We start from the raw sequence: 20,363 nt of genomic DNA on the forward strand, positions 1-20,363 counted from the left end.
TAAAGTGCCGATAATGTTAATGCGTGGTAAGAATATCCCATAGCTATTGTAATAAAATTTATTCTTTGTCATTAAACGAAAACAACGCTAACTAATGAGAGAATCAACTCTTCATTGAATGACTTAACGTGTGGTGTATTTCCAATTAAAAATGTGCAGCCATGTTGCGGAAAGCGAGAAGAAAAATCGCCAGATAATTTATAGGAGTCTTCTGTGAATTTTTTAAAAAATATTTCAATTAGAACAATGCTCTTAACAATATTGGGCCTGTTTTTGTTTTTATGGGGTAGTGCATCTTTCTTCACCACTACCTCATTAAACAACATGACTGGACTATTGGAATCAGGTGAAACTCAGCGCAAGAATGTCGAGATATTGGTAAAAGGCAATGATCAGTATTTTCGTACGGTTACTCGTCTGTTGCGGACAATGGATTTCAAGCAAACGAGTGAGGCTGCTGATGCTGAAAAGGTATTCACGGCAGCAACGGCCGCCTTTAAGATCACATCGGATCAATTGGCCTTGTTTAAAACGGTTAAACATATTGGTGTCGATAAAGAAACCGCAGACAATATGATCGCTGCATGGACCCAACTGCTGGATAACGGATTGACGCCGATGCTTAATGCCGCACGCGATAATCGCGCAGAGGAGTTTCGTCAGCTTTTCCGTAAAACCTATCCGCCGCTGAGCGTGGCGTTTGGCGTGAATATGGACAAATATCAGACTGCGATATTTTCGTCGACTGAAGTCTCAATGCGTGAAGTCCACGGTCTGGTTGATTGGAGTTATTACACTCTATTATGCGCAATGGTTCTTGGATTGCTTATCCTGCTGCTGACGGATCGCTATCTGGTTCACTATCTGGTCAAGCCGCTGAATATGATCAAAGGCTATTTCCAGGCGCTGTCTGGTGGACAGCTTGGCCATCCTATTACTGAATTTGGTAATAATAATGCAGGACAATTAATTCCTTATCTGAAAGAAATGCAGGACAGTCTGGTTAACACGGTATCCATTATCCGCGACAGTTCTGCATCGATTCATCAGGGTTCAAGCGAAATTAAAAGCGGTAACAACGATCTGTCCGCACGCACCGAGCAGCAGGCTTCTGCACTGGAACAGACTGCTGCCAGTATGGAAGAGCTGAGTGCGACGGTGAAACAGAATGCCGATAACGTTCATCAGGCCACCAAACTGGCGCAGGACGCGTCCGTTGCGGCGAAGAAAGGGGGCGATGTTACGGCAGATGTGATGGCGACGATGGCAAGTATTACGACCAGCTCGAAGAAAATTGCCGACATCACCAGCGTCATCAACGGTATTGCCTTCCAGACCAATATTCTGGCGTTGAACGCAGCGGTCGAAGCTGCTAGAGCCGGTGAACAAGGCCGTGGTTTTGCGGTCGTCGCGGGCGAAGTCCGTAATCTGGCGCAACGTAGTGCTCAGGCAGCGAAAGAAATTGAAAGCCTGATCACCGAATCGGTTGAACGTATTAACGTGGGATCGAGTCAGGTTACACAAACCGGTGAAGCGATGGATTCCATTATTTCCGCCATTACCCGAGTGAACGATCTGATGGGCGAAATCGCATCAGCATCGGATGAACAGAGTCGCGGTATTACCCAGATTGGTCAGGCTGTTACCGAGATGGATGGCGTCACACAGCAGAACTCCGCACTGGTACAGGAGTCTGCCGCTGCCGCCGCATCACTGGAAGATCAGGCTCGTCAGTTAACTGAAGCAGTATCGGTATTCCAGTTATCGGGTTCAGAGGCACTTCGCCGTCCACAGCCGCGTCTGGCGGATAAAGCGCCAACAGCGCAGAAACCGATGTTACTTGCGGGCACTGGCGGTAAAAAAGGTAATACCAACGACAACTGGGAAACCTTCTGATAACCCCACAACACGCGGTGTCAGGGCGCTGACGCCGTAAAAATCAGATAATTTATCGTTAAAAGCACTGGAATAGTCTCCCAGTGCTTTTTTGTTTATCACTGACTTTTGTTTATCACTGACTTTTATTTATCACTGAATCGTTACGACGGAATAGGCATTTTTTATGCATGCGATTAGGCCTTGTTACTGCGCACAGGCACATCCGCCACGCTTGATAACCTGAGTCTATTTCAACAATCATGACATACAATCGCTGGATAATCGTGACTCTCTCAACTAGAGTGTTGACGGCGCTAGGGTCTGACCAAGGCCGTGATAGTGCGATAGGCATAGTGACACCTGCAGGAGAATAATAATGTCATCACTAAGTAAAGAAGCCGTTATGGTGCATGAAGCGCTGCTGGCACGCGGTCTGGAAACGCCGCTGCGCGGGGCGTTATTGGATCGGGATACGCGTAAGCAACGTATTGCCGAGCATATGACGGAAATTATGAATTTGCTGAGCCTCGATCTGAGCGATGACAGTCTGGCTGAAACACCGACGCGTATCGCCAAAATGTACGTTGATGAAATATTCTCCGGTTTGGACTACGCCAACTTCCCCAAAATCACCATCATTGAAAACAAAATGAAGGTAGATGAGATGGTTACCGTACGGGATATTACGTTGACCAGCACCTGTGAACACCATTTCGTGACGATCGATGGGAAAGCGACGGTGGCGTATATTCCGAAAGATGGCGTCATTGGCTTGTCGAAGCTCAACCGGATCGTCCAATTTTTCTCTCAGCGCCCTCAGGTGCAGGAACGCTTAACGCAGCAGATTTTGGTCGCGCTACAAACGTTGTTGGGAACCAACAACGTTGCGGTCTCGATTGATGCGGTGCACTACTGCGTGAAGGCTCGCGGCATTCGTGATGCGACCAGCGCCACGACCACGACATCGCTCGGTGGTCTGTTTAAATCCAGCCAAAATACGCGTCAGGAATTCTTGCGCGCGGTACGTCACCACAATTAAGCCCTCTTATTGACGATGATGAAGAAAAATACACTTTGTCATCGTCAAATCGGTCATCGTCAAATCAGCAAGCATCTTCGCTTTTTCTCTGTATGTGCATACAATCGCTACTTCGATGATTTAAACATGTAATTTGTATGCCTTCGCACACTATACCGTCACCTCATTCGCCCCCCTCGCGGATCGTTGCGCTGGATTTTGCGCGCGGCGTCGCCATCTTGGGCATTTTACTGCTGAATATTACGGCGTTTGGTTTGCCGCATGCGGCCTACCTGAACCCGGCCTGGCAAGGGGAGCCTACGCTGTCTGATGTTTTAACCTGGGCAGCGATGGATCTGCTGGCGCAGGCGAAATTTCTGACGTTATTTTCTCTTCTTTTTGGCGCAGGGTTACAACTACTGCTACCTCGAGGGAAACGCTGGGTACATGCACGTCTGTTCTGGTTGATGCTCATTGGGCTGATTCATGCCATTTTCTTGTGGGATGGCGATATTTTACTCGACTATGCGCTGATTGGACTGGTGTGTTACGGCATGATTCGTCATGCGGAAAGCAGCCGGTTGCTAATGCGGACGGGGGCGGTTCTGTATCTGGTGGGCATCGGCGTACTGTTTGTGTTGAGCCAGATTCTGAGCCTGCAACCGGGGCGATTTTGGCTGCCGGGCATGGCGGATATCGCCTATGAAGCCTACTGGCGGGCGTTAGGTGGGCCGGAAGCGTGGGGGAATCGTGTCGATCTGCTAACGGAAAGCCTGTTGTCGCTGGGCGTGCAGTACGGCTGGCTACTAGCGGGATCGATGCTGCTGGGGGCAGGGTTAATGCGCAGCGGCTGGCTGAAAGGTGAATTCAGCACGGCACACTATCGTAAGGTTGCGCTGTGGCTGATTCCGCTGGGTGTGGCAATCAACAGCGTTGGCGTGGTAGGGCAGTGGCTGGTGGGGTGGGAATATCGCTGGAGCGGGCTGTTACTGCAGATTCCGCGTGAACTGAGTTCACCTTTGCAGGCGATAGGGTATCTGGCGCTGTGTTATGGTTTTTGGGCCACGCTGTGCCAATGGCGGATCACCTACTGGATTACGGATGTCGGGCGCATGGCGTTAACCAACTATTTGCTGCAAACGCTAATTTGCGTCGCGTTGTTTAATCAGCTTGGCCTGTTTATGGCGTTCAGCCGCCTGCAACTGCTGGCTCTGGTTCCCGCTATTTGGATCGTCAATCTGGTCTTTTCTCACTACTGGCTACGCTATTTCCGTCAGGGACCGCTCGAATGGCTATGGCGCACGCTCACTAATGCGATAGGGAAAACGGCGTAGAGAAAGACGTTACGGTGCGGCCTGCTCGTGGTGAGGTTCAGATTCGGGCTCGGGTTTCGCCAGTTGCTCTGGTTTAACCTGATGCCCAGGAGTTGGAAGCACCTGTTCCGGTGGGACAGCAGGATAATCTGGTGCATCGTCTGGAATGGTATGTTCAGCGGGAATCGGCACCTGCGGCCCTAAAAAGCGCGGTTCGCGTTTAAGGATATACAGATCGAACAGTGCGCCCAAACGAGCGCCAAATTCACGAACTCGCACGGTCATCATGTTTTTCGGGGAAGGTACGGCGTAACACTGTGCCTGAATGCCAAGGTGCAGTGCGATGAATAGTGCGCGTTCGCAATGGAAACGTTGGGTGATGATGGTGAAATCGTTGGTATCAAACACCTTGCGTGTTCTGACGATAGAATCCAGCGTACGGAACCCCGCATAGTCCAGCACGATATCCGAAGGCTGAACGCCTGCGGCGATCAAATCACGACGCATCGTCATCGGTTCATTGTAACTTTGCAGCGCGTTATCACCGCTGAGGAGCAGATAGCTGACTTTGCCGCTGTTGTAAGCGTTAATCGTCCCTTGCATACGGAACAGATAATACTGATTGATCACGCCTGTACGGTAATATTTTGCCGTTCCCAGCACGACGCCGACCTGCCGTTTCGGCAAGGCCTGAAGCTCATCATAAATAAAGGGCGCGGTTTTCCAACTGATCCAACGATCGAGGGCAAAAGCAGAGAGCAGCAGCACGCCAATGAGGGCTAACAAACCGAATGTCAGGCGTTTCCACATGCTTATGCCTCAGGTAAGGCGAGTAGACTAATCATGTCCCAAGGCTACTTTACCTGACAGGGGGACGCAAGACGAAGGCGAGGAACGGGCGGTTTATTGATTGAATTTTCAGCGTGCCGGACGAGATGGCGTAAAAATAAAACGCCAGCCTTTCGGGCATAAAAGCTGGCGTGATGGGTCATACTGGTTACTTAGCCCGTTGTTAGGGGAAACACAGGGGGAGGTTCCCGCAGGGAGGCCTCACCCCTGTGGTCGCCCCGTGTATCTCGATCCTTAAACGATCGGTATTAGGCGTAATGGGCGCGTTAAACTCGGCTACCCCACAGATCGTATTCATCTGCGTGTTCGACTTTCACTTTAACGATGTCACCGACTTTCACACCGGTTTCGCCGTTCAGGTAAACCGCGCCGTCAATCTCAGGGGCATCAGCCATGCTGCGGCCAATCGCGCCTTCTTCGTCGATTTCATCGATCAGCACCAGCACTTCACGGCCAATTTTATCCTGCAAACGCTGGGTAGAAATCGCCTGTTGAAGCTGCATGAAGCGGTGGAAACGTTCTTCTTTGATCTCTTCCGGCACCTGATCCGGCAAGGCATTTGCCGCAGCACCTTCGACCGGACTGAATTTAAAGCAGCCCACGCGGTCAAGTTTGGCTTCTGTCAGGAAGTCGAGCAGTATCTGGAAATCTTCTTCCGTTTCGCCGGGGAAGCCGACAATAAAGGTAGAACGCAGCGTTAAGTCCGGGCAGATTTCGCGCCAGCGCTTAATACGTTCCAACGTTCTTTCGACTGCACCCGGACGTTTCATCAGCTTGAGAATTTTCGGGCTGGCGTGCTGGAGTGGGATGTCCAGATAAGGCAGGATTTTGCCTTCCGCCATTAATGGGATCACATCGTCTACATGTGGGTAAGGGTAGACATAGTGCAGACGCACCCACACGCTGAGCGATGCCAGTTGCTCACACAGGCTGACCATGCTGGTTTTGACCGGTTGTCCGTTCCAAAAGCCAGTACGCTGCTTCACATCCGCGCCGTATGCTGAGGTATCCTGAGAAATCACCAGCAGCTCTTTTACCCCTGCATCAACCAGACGTTTTGCTTCATCCAACACCGAACCGATTGGACGGCTGTCTAAATCGCCACGCATAGAAGGGATGATGCAGAACGTACAGCGGTGGTTACAGCCTTCTGAAATTTTCAGATAGGCGTAATGGCGCGGCGTGAGTTTCACACCTTGCTCGGGAACTAAACTGGTAAACGGGTTATGCGTCGGTTTCGGGACGTATTGATGCACGTGTGAGAGCACCTGCTCATAGCTGTGCGGACCGGTAATTTCCAGAACTTTTGGATGTACTTCGCGTATTTGATTTTCTTTGGCACCCAAACAGCCCGTTACGATGACTTTACCGTTCTCATTCAGCGCTTCGCCGATAGCTTCCAGCGACTCTTGTACGGCGCTGTCAATAAAACCACAGGTATTGACGATCACCAGCTCAGCGTCGTCATAACGTGGGACGACCTGATAACCTTCAGTACGCAGTTCGGTCAGAATCCTCTCGGAGTCGACGAGGTTTTTCGGGCAACCGAGGGAAACAAAGCCGATACGTGGTTGTTGCATATTATTCGCTCACAAAATAAACAGAAAATAAAAACCGGAGGATTCTACACCATAGTTGATTATCCTTATAGTCAGTGGTGTAAAACTCAGCATTTTATCGCTGTGGCGATGGTGCTTCTAATGAGCGATTTCTTCAATAAATGTAAACCTTGCCCCGTTTTTTTGCACAAACATCGCCTGCCGCCTAAATTTACAGGACTTTTTGTTGGATGGAGACAACGCTATGCCCCATTGCCTGATACCTCGCAATTCTGCTTCACACACCCTGTTACGACAATTTTCTGCTGCGCCGCATTGGTTGCTGCTCAGTGCGACGCTGCTGTTTTCCAGCCAGCTATTGGCGGCGGAACCGAAGGTGACGGAATTGCAGGATAAGCTGGATCATCCGTGGTCATTAGCGTTTTTACCGGCAGAACAGGGAATTCTGATTACGGAGCGTGCCGGGAATTTACGCTTATGGAAAGCGGGTAGCGCGCTGTCTGCGCCGATAGCCGGTGTACCGAAGGTCTTCGCTAAATCACAGGGTGGATTGCTGGAAGTCGCGCTATCGCCAGATTTTGCACAGAATCGGCGCATCTACCTGAGCTTTGCCGAGGAGGGGAGCGAGGGTAAAGCGGGAACCGCTGTCGGCTACGGTAAGCTCTCTGAAGATAATAAACGGTTAGAGAATTTCACAGTATTCTTCCGTCAGGAACCGAAACTGTCAACGGGTAACCATTTCGGCGGCAAGCTGGCCTTTGATCGACAAGGGCATCTGTTTATTGCACTGGGCGAAAATAACGAGCGTCCGACAGCACAAGATCTGGATAAATTACAGGGCAAAATTGTTCGTCTGACTACTGAGGGTAAAGTGCCGTCCGATAACCCGTTTGTGAATACGCCTAACACACGACCGGAAATCTGGTCTTACGGCCACCGCAACCCACAGGGATTGGCGATTAATCCGTGGTCTGGCGTGCTGTGGGAAAACGAGCATGGCCCGAAAGGCGGCGATGAAATCAACATTCCCAAAGCGGGCGAAAATTACGGCTGGCCGATTGCAACGCATGGCATTAACTATTCAGGGCTGAAGATTCCAGAAGCGAAAGGAAAAGAAATTGCGGATATGGCGAATCCTGATTTTTACTGGGAGAAATCACCGGGTATCAGCGGTATGGCCTTCTATAACAGCGACCGTTTTCCGCAGTGGAAAAATTCGGTCTTTATCGGCGCACTGGCAGAGAAAAACCTGATTCGGTTGACGCTTGATGGCGATAAAGTCGTGTCCCAAGAGCGCTTGTTGGGCAATCGCGGTGAACGCATCCGTGACGTAAGACTGGGGCCGGACGGTTACCTCTATCTGCTGACCGATCACGACAATGGCAAACTGCTGAAAGTCGGCTTGGAGTAAAAAATCAGGCACCTTGCAGTGCCTGTTTCACTTAAGACAGCGGAATCATGACGTGTTTCTGATACGCCGGACGTTCGGTGAGTTGCTCATACCAACGTTCCAGATGAGGATGCGACAGTTGTTGAATCGGCATATTCAGCCAGCCGTAAGCAATACAGCCTAATGGAATGTCGCCAACGCCAAACTGTTCGCCGGACAGCCACGGCTGCTTAGCCAGAACGGTATCGACAATATCGAACAGGCGTTCGCATTCGGCGATACCTTTCTGGACCAAAGTCATATCGCGTTTTTCCGGCGCAACGCGCACCATATTAATGAACACCGGCCCGAAAGACACGGCGAAGGAGGTGGCCCAGTCCATCCACTTCTCGGCACTGGCGCGTTTTCCCGCATCGGCAATATACAGCGAATCCTGACCATACTGTGCCGCCAGATAACGGACGATGGTATTGGATTCCCACAGCACCAGATCGCCATCCCGCAAACAGGGGATGAGGCCATTAGGGTTCATCGCCAGATAATCGACCTCATGGTTAAGACCGAATTGTCCGCCTGCCGCAATATGCTGATAAGGCAGTGCAAGTTCTTCCGCACACCACAGGACTTTCTTTACGTTGGTCGAGTTATCACGACCCCAAATCGTTATCATAGTTGCCCCCCTTTCTTCGTGAAGCCTGCCCCAGTTATCCGCGACAGTCGATGAGAAATAATGATATGCCTTTTTAGTCTTTATGATTTAACTTGTCATTCTTAATAATGACAGCAAGTTACATTCAGACAGGAAAGTTACACAATGACATTGACGCATTCTGTTCGCGCCGTGCTGGGCATCACACTGCTTGCCACCGGTATGCAACTGGCGCTGGCCAGCAGCGATCCACAGACGATCACGTTTGGCGTAGCACCCGGACCGTATGGCGACATGGTGAATCTGGCCATCAAACCTGAGCTGGTGAAAAAAGGCTACAAGGTCGTCGTGCGTGAATTCAGCGATTACGTTCAGCCCAATCTGGCGCTGGCCAACGGCAGCATTGATGCCAACCTCTTCCAGCATACGCTGTATCTGGGAAAATTCGCTGCCGATAAAGGGTTAAAAATTTCCCCGCTGATTACCGTACCGACAGCCAGCATGGGCTTCTACTCGAAGAAAATCAAATCGCTGGATGAGCTGAAAAAAGGAGACGTGGTCACGCTCTCTAACGACGCTACCAATCTGGCGCGTGGTCTGCGTTTCCTGCAATCGATAGGGTTGGTTACGATCAAAGCTGATATCGATCCGACCAAAGCATCTGAGAAAGATATTCTTGAAAACCCGCGCGGCTTGGTCTTCAAACCGATGGAAGCGGCGCAGTTACCTCGTACGCTGGATAGCGTGACGGCATCGCTGGTGAACGGGAATTTTGCGTTGGCGTCCAGTATGAAACTGTCATCGGCTATCAAGCTGGAAACGCTGGATGAAAACCTGAAAAATATTATTGCCGTGCGTACCGACGATCTCGATAAGCCATTTGTTAAAGATACCAAAGCGATTGTGGAATCACCGGCGTATGCTGCGGTGATCAACGATCCTGCGTTGATGTATAGCCAGTTCCAGAAACCAGAGTGGATGCAGGCGAAAACGCCAGCACCCGCACAGTAAGTTTTAGGCTACACAGAACATCTTTTGGCCGGTCTATGACCGGCTTTCTTCTTTTCCGCTCAGGCCAGGAGTTTGCGGATAATGATTCAGCTAGAAGGGGTAAGCGTTGACTTCTCACAAGGGAAGCAACCAGAAAATCTCGCGGTAGACAACGTGTCGTTGCACATCCAACGGGGCGAGGTCTACGGGATTGTCGGCACCAGCGGCGCGGGGAAAAGCACGCTGCTGCGGACTATTAATCTCTTGCAGCGACCGACCTCGGGTCGCGTGCTCGTCAATGACGTGCTCATCAGCGAATTAGCGGGGCAGCCGCTGCGAGAACAGCGCCAGAAAATCGGCATGATCTTTCAGCATTTCAACCTGATGCAGACGCGTACCGTGGCGGAAAACGTGGCGTTCAGTCTGAAAGCCGCTGGGAAATCCAGTGCGGATATCGCGACACGTGTACCGGAAATCCTGAGCGTAGTAGGGCTGACGGATAAAGCGTCGTCTTATCCGGCACAGCTCAGCGGCGGACAGAAACAGCGTGTAGGCATCGCCAGAGCCATTGCCAACGATCCCGAAGTGTTGCTGTGCGATGAGCCAACGTCGGCGCTCGATCTGGAAACCTCAGCCGCTATTCTGGCGCTGCTGAAAGAGATTAACGAGACACTGGGCATTACTATCGTGCTGATTTCTCATGAGATGAGCGTGATTAAAGCCGTCTGCGATCGGGTCGCGGTAATGACGGGCGGTCGGGTGGTGGAAGAGGGTGATGTTTTCGATATCTTCGCGACGCCGCAGCACGCGTTTACGCGTCAACTGGTATCTCATACGCTCGATCTTGCATTGCCACCTCGCTTGTTGGTGGATTTGCAGGGCACACTACTGAAGATTCTGTTCGTTGGCGAATCGGCGGAGCAACCCGTGCTGTCGGACGTGGCGATGCGCTTTGGCGTGTCCGTTAACATTCTGCACGGCAAGATCGAATACATTGGTAATCGTGCGCTAGGCATCCTCGTCGCGCTACTGGCTCATCCATCCGACCCCGGAAAGGTGACCGAAGCCGTTGAGCATATTCAGGTGAGAACGGCGAACGTGGAGGTGTTACATGGCTGATTTATGGATCGATCTGCTCGTGGCGTTCGGCGAAACGTTCCAGATGGTGGGAATCTCCACGCTGCTTGCCGTGATTGGCGGTTTACCGTTGGGGCTGCTCATTTACGTCACCGACAGGAACCTGTTCTGGCAAAACCGCGCCGTTTATCTGTTTGGCACGGTGCTGGTGAATATTATCCGTTCTATTCCTTTCGTGATTCTGCTGGTCTTGCTGCTACCGCTGACGCAGTGTCTCTTAGGCAATACGATTGGGCCTGTAGCGGCGGCGGTGCCGATGTCGGTCGCCGCGATCGCATTTTATGCGCGTTTGGTGGATAGCGCGCTACGTGAAATCGACCCCGGTATCGTGGAAGCTGCCGAAGCATTTGGAGCCAGCCCGATGCGTATTATCGGCACGGTGCTGCTGCCAGAGGCGAAAGCGGGACTATTGCGTGGCCTGACGATCACGCTAGTGAGCCTCATCGGCTATTCAGCGATGGCGGGCATCGTTGGCGGCGGCGGCGTGGGGGATTTGGCGATCCGCTTCGGCTATTACCGCTATGAAACCGAGGTAATGGTGATTACCGTTATTGCGCTGGTTATTTTGGTACAGGTGGTACAGACACTGGGTGACTGGCTGTCAAAACGTGCAGATAAGCGCGAACGTCGTTAAGGGAATGCCCATCACTGGCACGAGGGAAGCTACGCTGTTATGTCCCTCGTGCTATCCGCTATTTTTTGTAGTCCTGCCGTCTGCATTTTCAGACATTCCTTAATTTCCCCTAAGTCTTTTTTTTATCTGCGTTTTTTTAGAAGCTTTCATTTCTTTGACTATCTTTACAGAATGAGCAGTTTTCATCCCACAGATGACGCGTTACCTTTGTATGTTACTAAAGCTTTCAAAACATATTGAAAATTAAGATTTTTTAACGACTGATGGATATCGCGGCGAACTCATGAAAACAACTCCTTTCCTGACCAGACTCACGTCTTTCTCTGTAGGTACGGTATTGCTTGTTGGTTTACTGCCATTCACCTATGCGGAACAGTTGCCAGCGGTGCCGCAGATTGATGCCAAAGCCTATATCTTGATCGATCACCACAGCGGTAAAGTGCTGGCGGAAAGCAATGCTGATGAGCGTCTTGACCCTGCCAGCCTGACAAAAATTATGGCGAGCTATGTGATTGGGCAGGCGATCAAATCCGGTAAAATTCGTACGACGGATGAAGTGACCGTCGGAAAAGATGCCTGGGCAACCGGCAACCCGGCGCTGCGTGGCTCGTCGCTGATGTTCCTTAAGCCGGGCGACCGTATCCCCGTTTCTGAGTTAAATAAAGGCATTGTCATTCAGTCCGGCAATGATGCCAGCATCGCGCTGGCGGATTACGTCGCGGGTAGTCAGGATGCGTTCGTTAGCCTGATGAACAATTATGCGAAGGCACTTAACCTGACCAATACGAATTTTCGGACCGTGCACGGTCTCGACGCGCCGGGACAGTACAGCACCGCACGTGATATGGCGCTGTTAGGGCAGGCGCTGATTCGCGATGTGCCGGAAGAATACGCGTTGCACAAGGAAAAAGAGTTCACCTTCAATAACATTCGCCAGCCTAACCGTAACCGTCTGCTGTGGAGCACTAACCTGAATGTGGACGGTGTGAAAACCGGCCATACCAGCGGGGCAGGGCACAATCTGGTGGCCTCGGCCACCGAAGGCAATATGCGCCTGATTTCCGTGGTGCTGGGAGCGCAAACGGATGCCATTCGCTTCCGTGAAAGTGAAAAACTGCTCACCTGGGGTTTCCGCTTTTTCGAAACGGTAACGCCTATCAAGACGGATGCGCCTTTTACTATGCAGCGGATCTGGTTTGGTTCTGAGAAAGAGGCACGACTGGGCGTCGCACAGGATGCTGCGCTGACCATCCCGAAAGGGCAAATGAAGAACCTGAAAGCCAGCTTTACGCTCAATCAGCCGCAGCTTGCCGCACCACTGACCAAAAATCAGGTTGTCGGCATTATCGACTTCCAACTGGACGGCAAGAGCATCGGACAGCGCGAACTGGTCGCGATGGATGATATCCCCGAGGCCGGTTTCTTTAGTCGCCTCTGGGATACGGTGATGATGAAAATGCAGCAGTGGTTCGGTGGGATATTCGGCTAATTCCCAGGGTGGATGAACTGAATGCCGTTGTTAGAAAAATAACGTAAGTAGGCGTCGCTCGGGGCGCTGTCGGAAATGACGGTATCAAACAGCGTCATCGGGCCAATGCAGGCGCGTTTAATCTGACCGAACTTGCTGCTGTCCGCCACTAGAATGATTCGCTGTGCGGTTGCCATCGCGCGTTGCTTCATGCCCAGTTCGGCAAAGTTAAAGCAGGTGGCTCCCGCAGTCAGTTCGATACCCGCCGCAGAGATAAAGGCTTTGTTCGGACAGACGTTGTCCAGCTCGCTTCGCTGGTTGAGCGGGGTAAAAATCGCGTTATCTGGATGGTATTCCCCGCCGCACAAAATCACTCTGCACGCCTTTTTTTCCTGTAGTGCTAAAAAGGTGTTCAGGGAATAGCAAATCGCGGTAAAGGGCAACGCATCAGGAATGGCATCAATGATGAAAGGAATCGTGGTGCCACAGTCGAAAAAAACGGTATCGTTTGCTTCTACCAGATAAGCAGCCGCAGTACCGATAGCCTGCTTCTCTCTTACGTGCTTGGTCTGCTGGTCGGAGACAAAATAGTTTGTGACACCGTTATTCTTCAGGTCGCTAACCACGTAGCCGCCGAGCAGCATGACGCTGGTGGAATCTGAATTCAGATCGCGGCGCACGGTCATCTCGGACACGCCGAGTAGCTGTGCGGCGTCTTTAAGATGGAGTTTATCGGTTTTCTTTAATGCCTGAGCCAGTCTGCCGATTCGTTCGTCGCGCCGCGTTTCCATAACATTCCCTGCTAGTAAGCTATTTTTTGTTGTTAGTAATTTCCTGCTGCGGCCGTTTCACCCGAAACGATAGCGACGCCTGAACTGGTGCCGATACGCGTGGCGCCTGCTTCAATCATACGCTGTGCCGTTTGGCGATCGCGAACCGCGCCGGATGCTTTGACACCCATCTCGCTGCCGACGGTGCTACGCATCAGTCGAACGTGTTCTTCACGTGCGCCGCCGGTGCTGAAACCGGTAGACGTTTTGACGAACGCGACATCCAACTGACGACACATTTCACATACTACGACAATCTGTTCGTCATCAAGCAGACAGGTTTCCAATATTACCTTCAACGGTATAGCGGCGCAAACCTCACGCACGGCCTGAATATCCGCGTTGACGGCAGTAACATTTCCGCTTTTCAGCCAGCCGATGTTAATCACCATATCAATTTCTTGCGCTCCGGCATCAATCGCCGCTTTCGCTTCAAACGCTTTGCTGGCTGTCAGTCCAGCACCAAGAGGGAAACCGATAACAGAGCACACCTGAACTTCAGTGCCTTTCAGCTTTTCGGCCACAAGGGGAACGTAACCTGAGTTAACACAGACGGCATAAAAACGATGAGCGATCGCTTCATCGCACAGGGTGACGATTTGCTGTTCGGTGGCATTGGCCGCCAGCAGTGTGTGGTCGATATAACGAGCGTAGTCAGTCATGGAAAATCCTTGGAGATGTAGATAAGAAATCAGATAGCGTAATTATGACACTCAGTAATTTTAATGTCATAAAAATAACAATAAAATTAAATTTTGTTATTATAATAACAAAAAATGAAGTCAATATGATACCGAAGGTAGGGAGGATGAGAAGGTGGAGGGGTTTGAATCGTATAAAACAGAAAAGAAAACGCCCATCGTTCTTGAACCTGAAAGGCGGGAACGATGGGCTCCTCAATAAAGGGAATCAAAGAAAAGCAGTGGCACTTATTCAGACTGTAGGGCAAAGAAAAAGTTCTAGCTTTTAAAAAATAATATTGACGATTTTTTACATTTTTCAGCCGGGCAGCTCGGGCCAGATAACCACGATAAGTGAACCCGCTAAGGTGAGTAGCACGTTAGCGATGGCATAGGTACCCGCATAGCCGAGTGCAGGGATGTTACTGCGCGCCGTATCGCTGATAATTTCCATCGCGGGGGCGCAGGTTCGTGCCCCCATCATGGCACCAAAGAGCAGCGCACGGTTCATTTTCAACACGTACGCACCAAACAGGAAACAAATCACCACTGGCAGTAGGCTAACAATCAGCCCTGAAGCCAGCATCTGGATACCGACGTCTCCCAGGCTACTGTTGATGGTGCTACCTGCACTCAGGCCAACGCCCGCCATAAAGACCATCAGGCCGAATTCTTTGACCATGTTAAGTGCGCCTTGCGGAATATAGCCGAAGGTTGGGTGGTTAGCGCGCAAGAACCCCAGCATGATACCAGCGAACAGCAACCCAGCCGCATTACCGATGCCAAAGGTGAAGTTGCTGAATTGGATGGTGATCAGCCCGACCATCACGCCGATGACGAAAAAGGCGCAGAAGGCGAGCAGATCGGTGACCTGACTATGAATAGAAATGAACCCGATTCTGTCAGCAATGCTTTTTACCCGGCGGGCGTCCCCGCTGACCTGCAAGACATCGCCTTTATTCAGGACGACGTTATCGTCAATCGGCATTTCAATCTGGCTACGGACAATACGGTTGAGAAAACAGCCGTGATCGGTCAGCTTCAATTGGCTAAGACGCTTGCCGACGGCATTGTGATTCTTGACGACGATCTCTTCCGTCACGATGCGCATGTCCAGCAAATCGCGGTCAAAAACTTCCTTGCCATCGCGAAAATTGGAGTTCAGGCGAGAATGGGCGTCGGGATAGCCTACCAGCGCGATCTCATCGCCGATTTGCAAGACGGCGTCACCATCAGGGCTGGCCAGAATCCCGTTGCGTCGGATGCGTTCGATGTAGCAGCCGGTCTGGCGATAAATCCCCAGCTCACGCAGATTCTTGCCGTCCGCCCAGTCAACCAGCTCCGGCCCGACGCGATAGGCGCGAATCACCGGCAGATACACTTTTCTCTGGCTGTCCTGGTCTAACCCGCGCTCGCGTGCAATCTGCTGAGCGCTGGTAGGTAAATCCTGATGCTGGAGTTTGGGTAGGTAGCGTGCGCCAAAAATGAGGCTGACCAGCCCGACTAGGTACGTCAGCGCATAGCCCAAACTCAGATGATCTTGCTCAATACCGAGCTGGTTACCCAAGCTGGCGGTATTGCGCAGCGTGTCACCCGCACCGACCAGCACTGGCGTTGAAGTCATTGAACCGGCCAGCATCCCTGCCGTCAAACCAATTCCCCAGCCAAAGAGTTTGCCTAAGCCCAGAGCCAGTAACATGGCGCTGCCGACCATTACCAGCGCCAGCATGAAATAGTTTTTCCCGTCGCGAAAAAAAATAGAAAAGAAATTCGGTCCAGCTTCCACGCCCACGCAAAAAATAAATAACATAAAACCGAGACTCAGCGCTTCGGTATTAATCGAAAAATGCTGTTGGCCGAGTAATAAAGAAACAACTAAAACTCCAATGGAATTACCAAGTTGTACTGGCCCGAGGCGCAATTTTCCCAGGCAGAGTCCTAATGAAAGGACCACGAATAAAAGTAGAATGTAATTCCCATTTAACAAATTAGCGACGTTTATATTCATGGAATGTAACTTGTTTTTTACCAGTAAGTTCTTGATGTTATTCATTATAGCGGCTAGATTTAGCCATGAAATGCATGAATTCCCGTGACGGTGTCAATACGCGTCAGCTGAAAGGAATCAGCCTCGTTCAGTATAATTTATCCGATAAAAATTGTTCAGTGTAATTATTGTTTAATTTAATGATTGTGGTGTCGCTGTTGAAAAAATGCGGCGAGTTATCGTCTTTTTCGGCGAATAACCTACGCATTGAATAAATCGTAGCGCAGCCTCATGTTTTTCATATCGGGGAATAGATACGCCAATCATTTTTACCATGCCGTACGTTTTCGGTCTCTGGTTGATGCAGGTTGGGAGGCATATTGAGAAGGGGCGATTTATGGCAAGAAACAAAGGTTGGGTCGGTGCGACCTGCTGTTTTTTATTGTTTACCGTAGTCTTTCTGAGTCAAAAGTTTGATGCGTCGGAGGTTACGGTGAATGACGGACTGCGTGGTAGCCCGGGAATGTTGCTCTTCCTGCTGCCCGGCATGGTCGCCTATTTTCTTTCCGCACGCGGTCGCCTGCGTTACCCGCTGTTTGGTGCATTGGCGGCAATGCCCGTTTGTTTGCTGGTGCTCCACCTGTGGAATACGCCGATGCGCTCTTTCTGGCAAGAGCTAGCCTACGTGATGAGTGCGGTGTTCTGGAGTGTGCTCGGTGCGCTGGGCGTGTTGTGCTTACGCCGTCTTTATCGACGCTATCTTCGTTGAGTGGCGTTCTATTCCGAACCCATAAAAAAGCGCGGACTGTCGCCGCGCTATTGTTTTGTCAGTTCGACGATCTATGTGTTCTGCCAGTTTGATGATTATGACTGGAACAGGGCCAGATGCTCTTTGGCATAGGCTTCAAAATCGGTGCAGCCGCCGATGTGTTTTTCATCTAGGAAAATCTGCGGTACGGTTTCAACTGGCTTTCCTACCGTCTTGGACAAATCTTCTTTCGAGATGCCCTCTGCGTGGATGTCTACATAGCGGAAGCTGAAGTCATCACGTTGCTCGGCCAATTTCTCTGCCAGTTCTTTCGCACGGACACAATAAGGGCAGGCTGGGCGCCCGAAAATTACAGCAAACATGTAAACTCCTTTGTAAAATTAGAAAAATGTTTTCATTCTTGAAACGTATAGCGTGACGACTATTACTGACAAGGTCACGGCTAAAAATGTTACGGTTAATGAGGTTACTGCGAATCGCATCACTATAGCGAAATTTATCAATACTATGCCCACATTCATTGATGAAAAAAAGTAGTCATTACCTGTTATAACGATTTGCTGAAGCTATTATACCCGTCATACTTCAAGCTGCATGCGCGTTGGCTGCGCTCACTCACCCGAATCACTTACTTGAGTAAGCTCATCGGGATTCCTTCTCTTGCCGCCTTCCTGCAACTCGAATTATTTAGGGTATAGATAATGCAATAACTTCACCGACTGAAGGATGCCAGTGTGACACCAACGATTGATTTGCTACAGCGCCACCGCTCTATTCGCGCATTTACGTCTCAGTCCATAACGGATGAGCAACGCCACGCCATCATTACCGCCGCACAAAGTGCGTCCAGTTCCAGCTTTTTACAATGCAACTCCATTATCCGTATTACCGATCCTGCCGTGCGGGAAACGCTTGTTCACTATACTGGCGAGCAAGGTTATGTGGCGCAAGCGGCGGAGTTTTGGGTCTTTTGTGCCGATTTTCATCGGCATGTAGAGGTCTTTCCACAGGCAGAAACTGGGCTGGCGGAGCAATTGCTGATTGGCTGCGTTGATACCGCTATCATAGCGCAGAATGCACTGATTGCCGCCGAATCGCTGGGGTTGGGCGGGGTATTTATCGGTGGGATCCGCAATCGAATCGCTGACGTGACGCAGTTGTTGCAACTGCCAACGTTGGTTCTGCCGTTGTTTGGTCTGTGTCTGGGGCACCCAGACGCGGACCCCATGCTGAAACCGCGCATGCCAACCGCGATGATGCTGCATGAAAATGTCTATCAGCCGCTCGACCGCGGTGTGCTGGCGCAATACGACCAGCAGATGGTGGAATATTATCTGCAACGTACCGGTAGCCGCCGTGAAAGCTGGAGTGAGCACGTGGAACGGACGCTGAAAAAAGAGTTACGTCCATTCATGCTGGACTACTTACATCAACAAGGATGGGCGATACGTTAGTATCCGTATGATATTTATGAAGATAGCCATTCTGTCTCGTGATGGGTCGTTATATTCCTGCAAACGTCTGCGTGAAGCGGCTGAGGCGCGCCAGCACCGCGTTGAAATTATTGACCCGCTTTCCTGCTATATGAATATCAATTCGGCGGCGCCGTCGGTGCATTACCGCGGGCGTCGGCTGGATAAATTTGATGCGGTTATTCCGCGTATCGGCTCACAGATCACGTTTTATGGTACGGCGGTATTACGCCAGTTTGAAATGCTGGGCAGCTACCCGCTGAATAATTCTGTCGCCATCATTCGCGCCCGCGACAAGCTGCATTCGCTGCAACTGCTTGCTCGTGAGGGGATTGACCTGCCGATCACCGGATTTGCTCACTCACCGGATGATACTGGCGATCTGATTGCGATGGTGGGGGGGGCGCCGCTAGTCGTAAAACTGGTGGAGGGCACGCAGGGAATCGGTGTGGTATTGGCCGAGACGCGGCAGGCGGCTGAAAGCGTGATTGATGCCTTTCGCGGGCTGAATGCGCACATTCTGGTGCAGGAATACGTGCATGAAGCGCAGGGTAAAGATATCCGCTGTTTTGTGATCGGCAACCGAGTTGTTGCGGCGATTGAGCGACAGGCAAAAGCAGGGGAATTCCGTTCAAACCTGCATCGCGGCGGCTCGGCGAATAAAGTGAAGATTACGGCGCAGGAGCGTGCGATTGCTATCAAGGCGACAAAAACGCTAGGGCTGAATATCGCGGGCGTCGATATATTGCGTGCCGATCGAGGGCCGCTGGTGATGGAAGTCAACGCCTCGCCGGGGCTGGAAGGGATTGAAACGACGACCGGAGTCGATATTGCCAACATGATAATTGAATTTATTGAGCAAAATACCCAGAGGCGCTTCGCAATATCGGCAACAATAAGCAAAAGTTAGCTTTCTGAAACAGGGACCGCGCCGTAAAATACGGCGTTCCTTATTTTGGCGTGTAAGCACTGGACAGCGGCGCTATCCGGTACGTCACGTGCCGCGGAACGAGGAAAGCGGGAGGTGGGGCGCTTTTATCATGGCATCGTCGCGCAATATTCCGTAAGCTATGTGCCGTTTTTAAGGCTGTTTCTGTTTTAACATCGCTTCTGTGTAAACGGTGTTTTCTTTTCAACAACGCTGTCTGTACGGCGGCAGGTATGAGGCAAACATGATGGATTCACTCATCGTCCCGGATTTGGCTATGCTACGGCGGTGGCTGGATCAACTGAACATTCTGTATTTCGAATGTGATTCCTGTCAGGCGCTCCATCTTCCTCATATGCAAAATTTTGATGGCGTGTTCGATGCGAAAGTTGATCTGGTAGATAACGTGATTCTGTTTTCTGCCCTTGCCGAAGTGAAGCCCAGCGCATTGATTCCTTTGGTTGGCGATCTGAGCCAAATCAATGCCAGCTCGTTGACCGTCAAGGCGTTTATCGACGTTCAGGATGATAATCTGCCGAAACTGATTGTCTGCCAGTCATTCAGCGTGGCTGCTGGCATGACGCTGGAACAATTCAGACATTTCATGCAGCAGTCCGAAGAACAAATCTCAATGGTGATCCTTGAGGCCGGCGCTAATAATCTGCTGTTTATCGGCGAGGAAGAAGAGGGCTCTGCTGCCAGAGTCACCACCTCTCATCTGCATTGATACGGTTGCTGCCAACGGCAGCAATTGGTTTTACTTATTTTCCTTTCACCACCATTTATTCTGGTTATTTCGCATTATTGCCAGA

Annotated in this window: 20 protein-coding genes; 12 read left to right on the forward strand and 8 right to left on the reverse strand. The window is 50.9% G+C overall.

Going from position 1 to position 20,363, the window contains the following annotated elements:
- Nucleotides 1-71: 71 nt before the first annotated feature.
- Nucleotides 72-305: a hypothetical protein gene (locus IG609_RS07985; protein WP_193397688.1), complete on the reverse strand. Its 234-nt coding sequence runs from the start codon at nucleotides 303-305 to the stop codon at nucleotides 72-74.
- Here IG609_RS07985 and IG609_RS07990 point away from each other — a divergent pair.
- The 3 genes from IG609_RS07990 (at nucleotide 214) to yeiB (ending at nucleotide 4,230) form a co-directional block, all read left to right on the forward strand.
- Nucleotides 214-1,896 (forward strand): methyl-accepting chemotaxis protein, encoded by a 1,683-nt coding sequence (locus IG609_RS07990; protein WP_193400414.1) that lies wholly within the window; start codon nucleotides 214-216, stop codon nucleotides 1,894-1,896. The genes IG609_RS07985 and IG609_RS07990 overlap by 92 nt on opposite strands.
- A gap of 358 nt (nucleotides 1,897-2,254) precedes the next feature.
- Entirely contained in the window at nucleotides 2,255-2,917 is a 663-nt protein-coding gene (folE, locus tag IG609_RS07995) for a GTP cyclohydrolase I FolE (RefSeq protein ID WP_005967317.1), read from the forward strand.
- Between the two features lie 137 nt (nucleotides 2,918-3,054).
- Nucleotides 3,055-4,230: a DUF418 domain-containing protein YeiB gene (gene yeiB, locus IG609_RS08000; RefSeq protein WP_193400416.1), complete on the forward strand. Its 1,176-nt coding sequence runs from the start codon at nucleotides 3,055-3,057 to the stop codon at nucleotides 4,228-4,230.
- A 9-nt stretch (nucleotides 4,231-4,239) separates the two neighbouring features.
- Here yeiB and sanA read toward each other — a convergent pair whose 3' ends face one another.
- The gene (gene sanA, locus IG609_RS08005; protein ID WP_193397655.1) at nucleotides 4,240-5,019 is read right to left on the reverse strand and encodes an outer membrane permeability protein SanA; all 780 of its coding nucleotides are present in this window, start codon (nucleotides 5,017-5,019) and stop codon (nucleotides 4,240-4,242) included.
- Between the two features lie 305 nt (nucleotides 5,020-5,324).
- Complete coding sequence (gene rimO, locus IG609_RS08010) at nucleotides 5,325-6,638, reverse strand: 30S ribosomal protein S12 methylthiotransferase RimO (protein WP_193400418.1); 1,314 nt, start codon at nucleotides 6,636-6,638, stop codon at nucleotides 5,325-5,327.
- Nucleotides 6,639-6,861: 223 nt separating this feature from the next.
- On the opposite strand from rimO, the gene IG609_RS08015 reads away from it, so the two are divergent.
- A complete protein-coding gene (locus IG609_RS08015; protein WP_193397657.1) occupies nucleotides 6,862-8,028 on the forward strand; it encodes a PQQ-dependent sugar dehydrogenase in 1,167 nt (388 codons plus the stop codon).
- Between the two features lie 31 nt (nucleotides 8,029-8,059).
- On the opposite strand, the gene IG609_RS08020 is transcribed toward IG609_RS08015, so the two are convergent.
- Nucleotides 8,060-8,677 (reverse strand): glutathione S-transferase family protein, encoded by a 618-nt coding sequence (locus tag IG609_RS08020; RefSeq protein ID WP_193397658.1) that lies wholly within the window; start codon nucleotides 8,675-8,677, stop codon nucleotides 8,060-8,062.
- A gap of 144 nt (nucleotides 8,678-8,821) precedes the next feature.
- Between IG609_RS08020 and IG609_RS08025 the strand changes: the two genes are divergently transcribed.
- The 4 genes from IG609_RS08025 to IG609_RS08040 all read left to right on the forward strand — a co-directional run bounded on the left by IG609_RS08025 (nucleotide 8,822) and on the right by IG609_RS08040 (nucleotide 12,906).
- A complete protein-coding gene (locus IG609_RS08025) occupies nucleotides 8,822-9,667 on the forward strand; it encodes a MetQ/NlpA family ABC transporter substrate-binding protein (RefSeq protein WP_193400420.1) in 846 nt (281 codons plus the stop codon).
- A gap of 81 nt (nucleotides 9,668-9,748) precedes the next feature.
- Complete coding sequence (locus IG609_RS08030) at nucleotides 9,749-10,765, forward strand: methionine ABC transporter ATP-binding protein (RefSeq protein WP_193400422.1); 1,017 nt, start codon at nucleotides 9,749-9,751, stop codon at nucleotides 10,763-10,765.
- A complete protein-coding gene (locus IG609_RS08035) occupies nucleotides 10,758-11,417 on the forward strand; it encodes a methionine ABC transporter permease (protein WP_193397661.1) in 660 nt (219 codons plus the stop codon). The genes IG609_RS08030 and IG609_RS08035 overlap by 8 nt, the downstream gene beginning before the upstream one ends.
- Nucleotides 11,418-11,700: 283 nt before the next feature.
- Entirely contained in the window at nucleotides 11,701-12,906 is a 1,206-nt protein-coding gene (locus IG609_RS08040) for a serine hydrolase (RefSeq protein WP_193397662.1), read from the forward strand.
- Here IG609_RS08040 and deoR read toward each other — a convergent pair.
- From deoR to IG609_RS08055, 3 genes are all read right to left on the reverse strand, one after another.
- On the reverse strand, nucleotides 12,903-13,676 hold the full coding sequence (gene deoR / locus IG609_RS08045; protein WP_193397663.1) for a DNA-binding transcriptional repressor DeoR: 774 nt from the start codon (nucleotides 13,674-13,676) through the stop codon (nucleotides 12,903-12,905). The genes IG609_RS08040 and deoR overlap by 4 nt on opposite strands.
- 32 nt (nucleotides 13,677-13,708) lie before the next feature.
- On the reverse strand, nucleotides 13,709-14,377 hold the full coding sequence (deoC, locus tag IG609_RS08050; protein WP_193397664.1) for a deoxyribose-phosphate aldolase: 669 nt from the start codon (nucleotides 14,375-14,377) through the stop codon (nucleotides 13,709-13,711).
- Between the two features lie 337 nt (nucleotides 14,378-14,714).
- Nucleotides 14,715-16,403: an aspartate:alanine antiporter gene (locus IG609_RS08055; RefSeq protein ID WP_193400424.1), complete on the reverse strand. Its 1,689-nt coding sequence runs from the start codon at nucleotides 16,401-16,403 to the stop codon at nucleotides 14,715-14,717.
- 376 nt (nucleotides 16,404-16,779) lie between these two features.
- On the opposite strand from IG609_RS08055, the gene IG609_RS08060 reads away from it, so the two are divergent.
- Entirely contained in the window at nucleotides 16,780-17,151 is a 372-nt protein-coding gene (locus IG609_RS08060) for an inner membrane protein YbjM (RefSeq protein WP_193397666.1), read from the forward strand.
- Nucleotides 17,152-17,246: 95 nt separating this feature from the next.
- Here IG609_RS08060 and IG609_RS08065 read toward each other — a convergent pair whose 3' ends face one another.
- Nucleotides 17,247-17,513, reverse strand: a complete 267-nt coding sequence (locus IG609_RS08065) for a GrxA family glutaredoxin (RefSeq protein ID WP_010277298.1) — start codon at nucleotides 17,511-17,513, stop codon at nucleotides 17,247-17,249.
- A gap of 372 nt (nucleotides 17,514-17,885) precedes the next feature.
- Between IG609_RS08065 and nfsA the strand changes: the two genes are divergently transcribed.
- From nfsA to IG609_RS08080, 3 genes are all read left to right on the forward strand, one after another.
- Nucleotides 17,886-18,605 carry an oxygen-insensitive NADPH nitroreductase gene (nfsA, locus tag IG609_RS08070; protein ID WP_193400427.1) on the forward strand — a complete coding sequence of 240 codons (720 nt, stop codon included), beginning with the start codon at nucleotides 17,886-17,888 and terminating at the stop codon, nucleotides 18,603-18,605.
- 16 nt (nucleotides 18,606-18,621) lie between these two features.
- Nucleotides 18,622-19,533: a 30S ribosomal protein S6--L-glutamate ligase gene (rimK, locus tag IG609_RS08075; RefSeq protein ID WP_193397668.1), complete on the forward strand. Its 912-nt coding sequence runs from the start codon at nucleotides 18,622-18,624 to the stop codon at nucleotides 19,531-19,533.
- 265 nt (nucleotides 19,534-19,798) lie between these two features.
- Complete coding sequence (locus IG609_RS08080; RefSeq protein WP_039275494.1) at nucleotides 19,799-20,278, forward strand: type III secretion system chaperone family protein; 480 nt, start codon at nucleotides 19,799-19,801, stop codon at nucleotides 20,276-20,278.
- The last annotated feature ends 85 nt before the right edge of the window (nucleotides 20,279-20,363 follow it).

The organism is Pectobacterium quasiaquaticum (assembly GCF_014946775.2).
GTDB classification, from domain to species: domain Bacteria; phylum Pseudomonadota; class Gammaproteobacteria; order Enterobacterales; family Enterobacteriaceae; genus Pectobacterium; species Pectobacterium aquaticum.

Excerpts from the sequence above, each read along its gene's own strand:
- IG609_RS08035 (WP_193397661.1), top strand. The coding sequence starts at position 10,758 with ATGGCTGATTTATGGATCGATCTGCTCGTGGCGTTCGGCGAAACGTTC.
- IG609_RS08080 (WP_039275494.1), top strand. The coding sequence starts at position 19,799 with ATGGATTCACTCATCGTCCCGGATTTGGCTATGCTACGGCGGTGGCTG.
- folE (WP_005967317.1), top strand. The coding sequence starts at position 2,255 with ATGTCATCACTAAGTAAAGAAGCCGTTATGGTGCATGAAGCGCTGCTG.
- rimO (WP_193400418.1), bottom strand. The coding sequence starts at position 6,638 with ATGCAACAACCACGTATCGGCTTTGTTTCCCTCGGTTGCCCGAAAAAC.
- IG609_RS08065 (WP_010277298.1), bottom strand. The coding sequence starts at position 17,513 with ATGTTTGCTGTAATTTTCGGGCGCCCAGCCTGCCCTTATTGTGTCCGT.
- IG609_RS08020 (WP_193397658.1), bottom strand. The coding sequence starts at position 8,677 with ATGATAACGATTTGGGGTCGTGATAACTCGACCAACGTAAAGAAAGTC.
- rimK (WP_193397668.1), top strand. The coding sequence starts at position 18,622 with ATGAAGATAGCCATTCTGTCTCGTGATGGGTCGTTATATTCCTGCAAA.
- deoC (WP_193397664.1), bottom strand. The coding sequence starts at position 14,377 with ATGACTGACTACGCTCGTTATATCGACCACACACTGCTGGCGGCCAAT.
- IG609_RS08055 (WP_193400424.1), bottom strand. The coding sequence starts at position 16,403 with ATGAATATAAACGTCGCTAATTTGTTAAATGGGAATTACATTCTACTT.
- IG609_RS08025 (WP_193400420.1), top strand. The coding sequence starts at position 8,822 with ATGACATTGACGCATTCTGTTCGCGCCGTGCTGGGCATCACACTGCTT.
- IG609_RS08030 (WP_193400422.1), top strand. The coding sequence starts at position 9,749 with ATGATTCAGCTAGAAGGGGTAAGCGTTGACTTCTCACAAGGGAAGCAA.
- sanA (WP_193397655.1), bottom strand. The coding sequence starts at position 5,019 with ATGTGGAAACGCCTGACATTCGGTTTGTTAGCCCTCATTGGCGTGCTG.
- IG609_RS08060 (WP_193397666.1), top strand. The coding sequence starts at position 16,780 with ATGGCAAGAAACAAAGGTTGGGTCGGTGCGACCTGCTGTTTTTTATTG.
- IG609_RS08040 (WP_193397662.1), top strand. The coding sequence starts at position 11,701 with ATGAAAACAACTCCTTTCCTGACCAGACTCACGTCTTTCTCTGTAGGT.
- deoR (WP_193397663.1), bottom strand. The coding sequence starts at position 13,676 with ATGGAAACGCGGCGCGACGAACGAATCGGCAGACTGGCTCAGGCATTA.
- yeiB (WP_193400416.1), top strand. The coding sequence starts at position 3,055 with ATGCCTTCGCACACTATACCGTCACCTCATTCGCCCCCCTCGCGGATC.
- IG609_RS08015 (WP_193397657.1), top strand. The coding sequence starts at position 6,862 with ATGCCCCATTGCCTGATACCTCGCAATTCTGCTTCACACACCCTGTTA.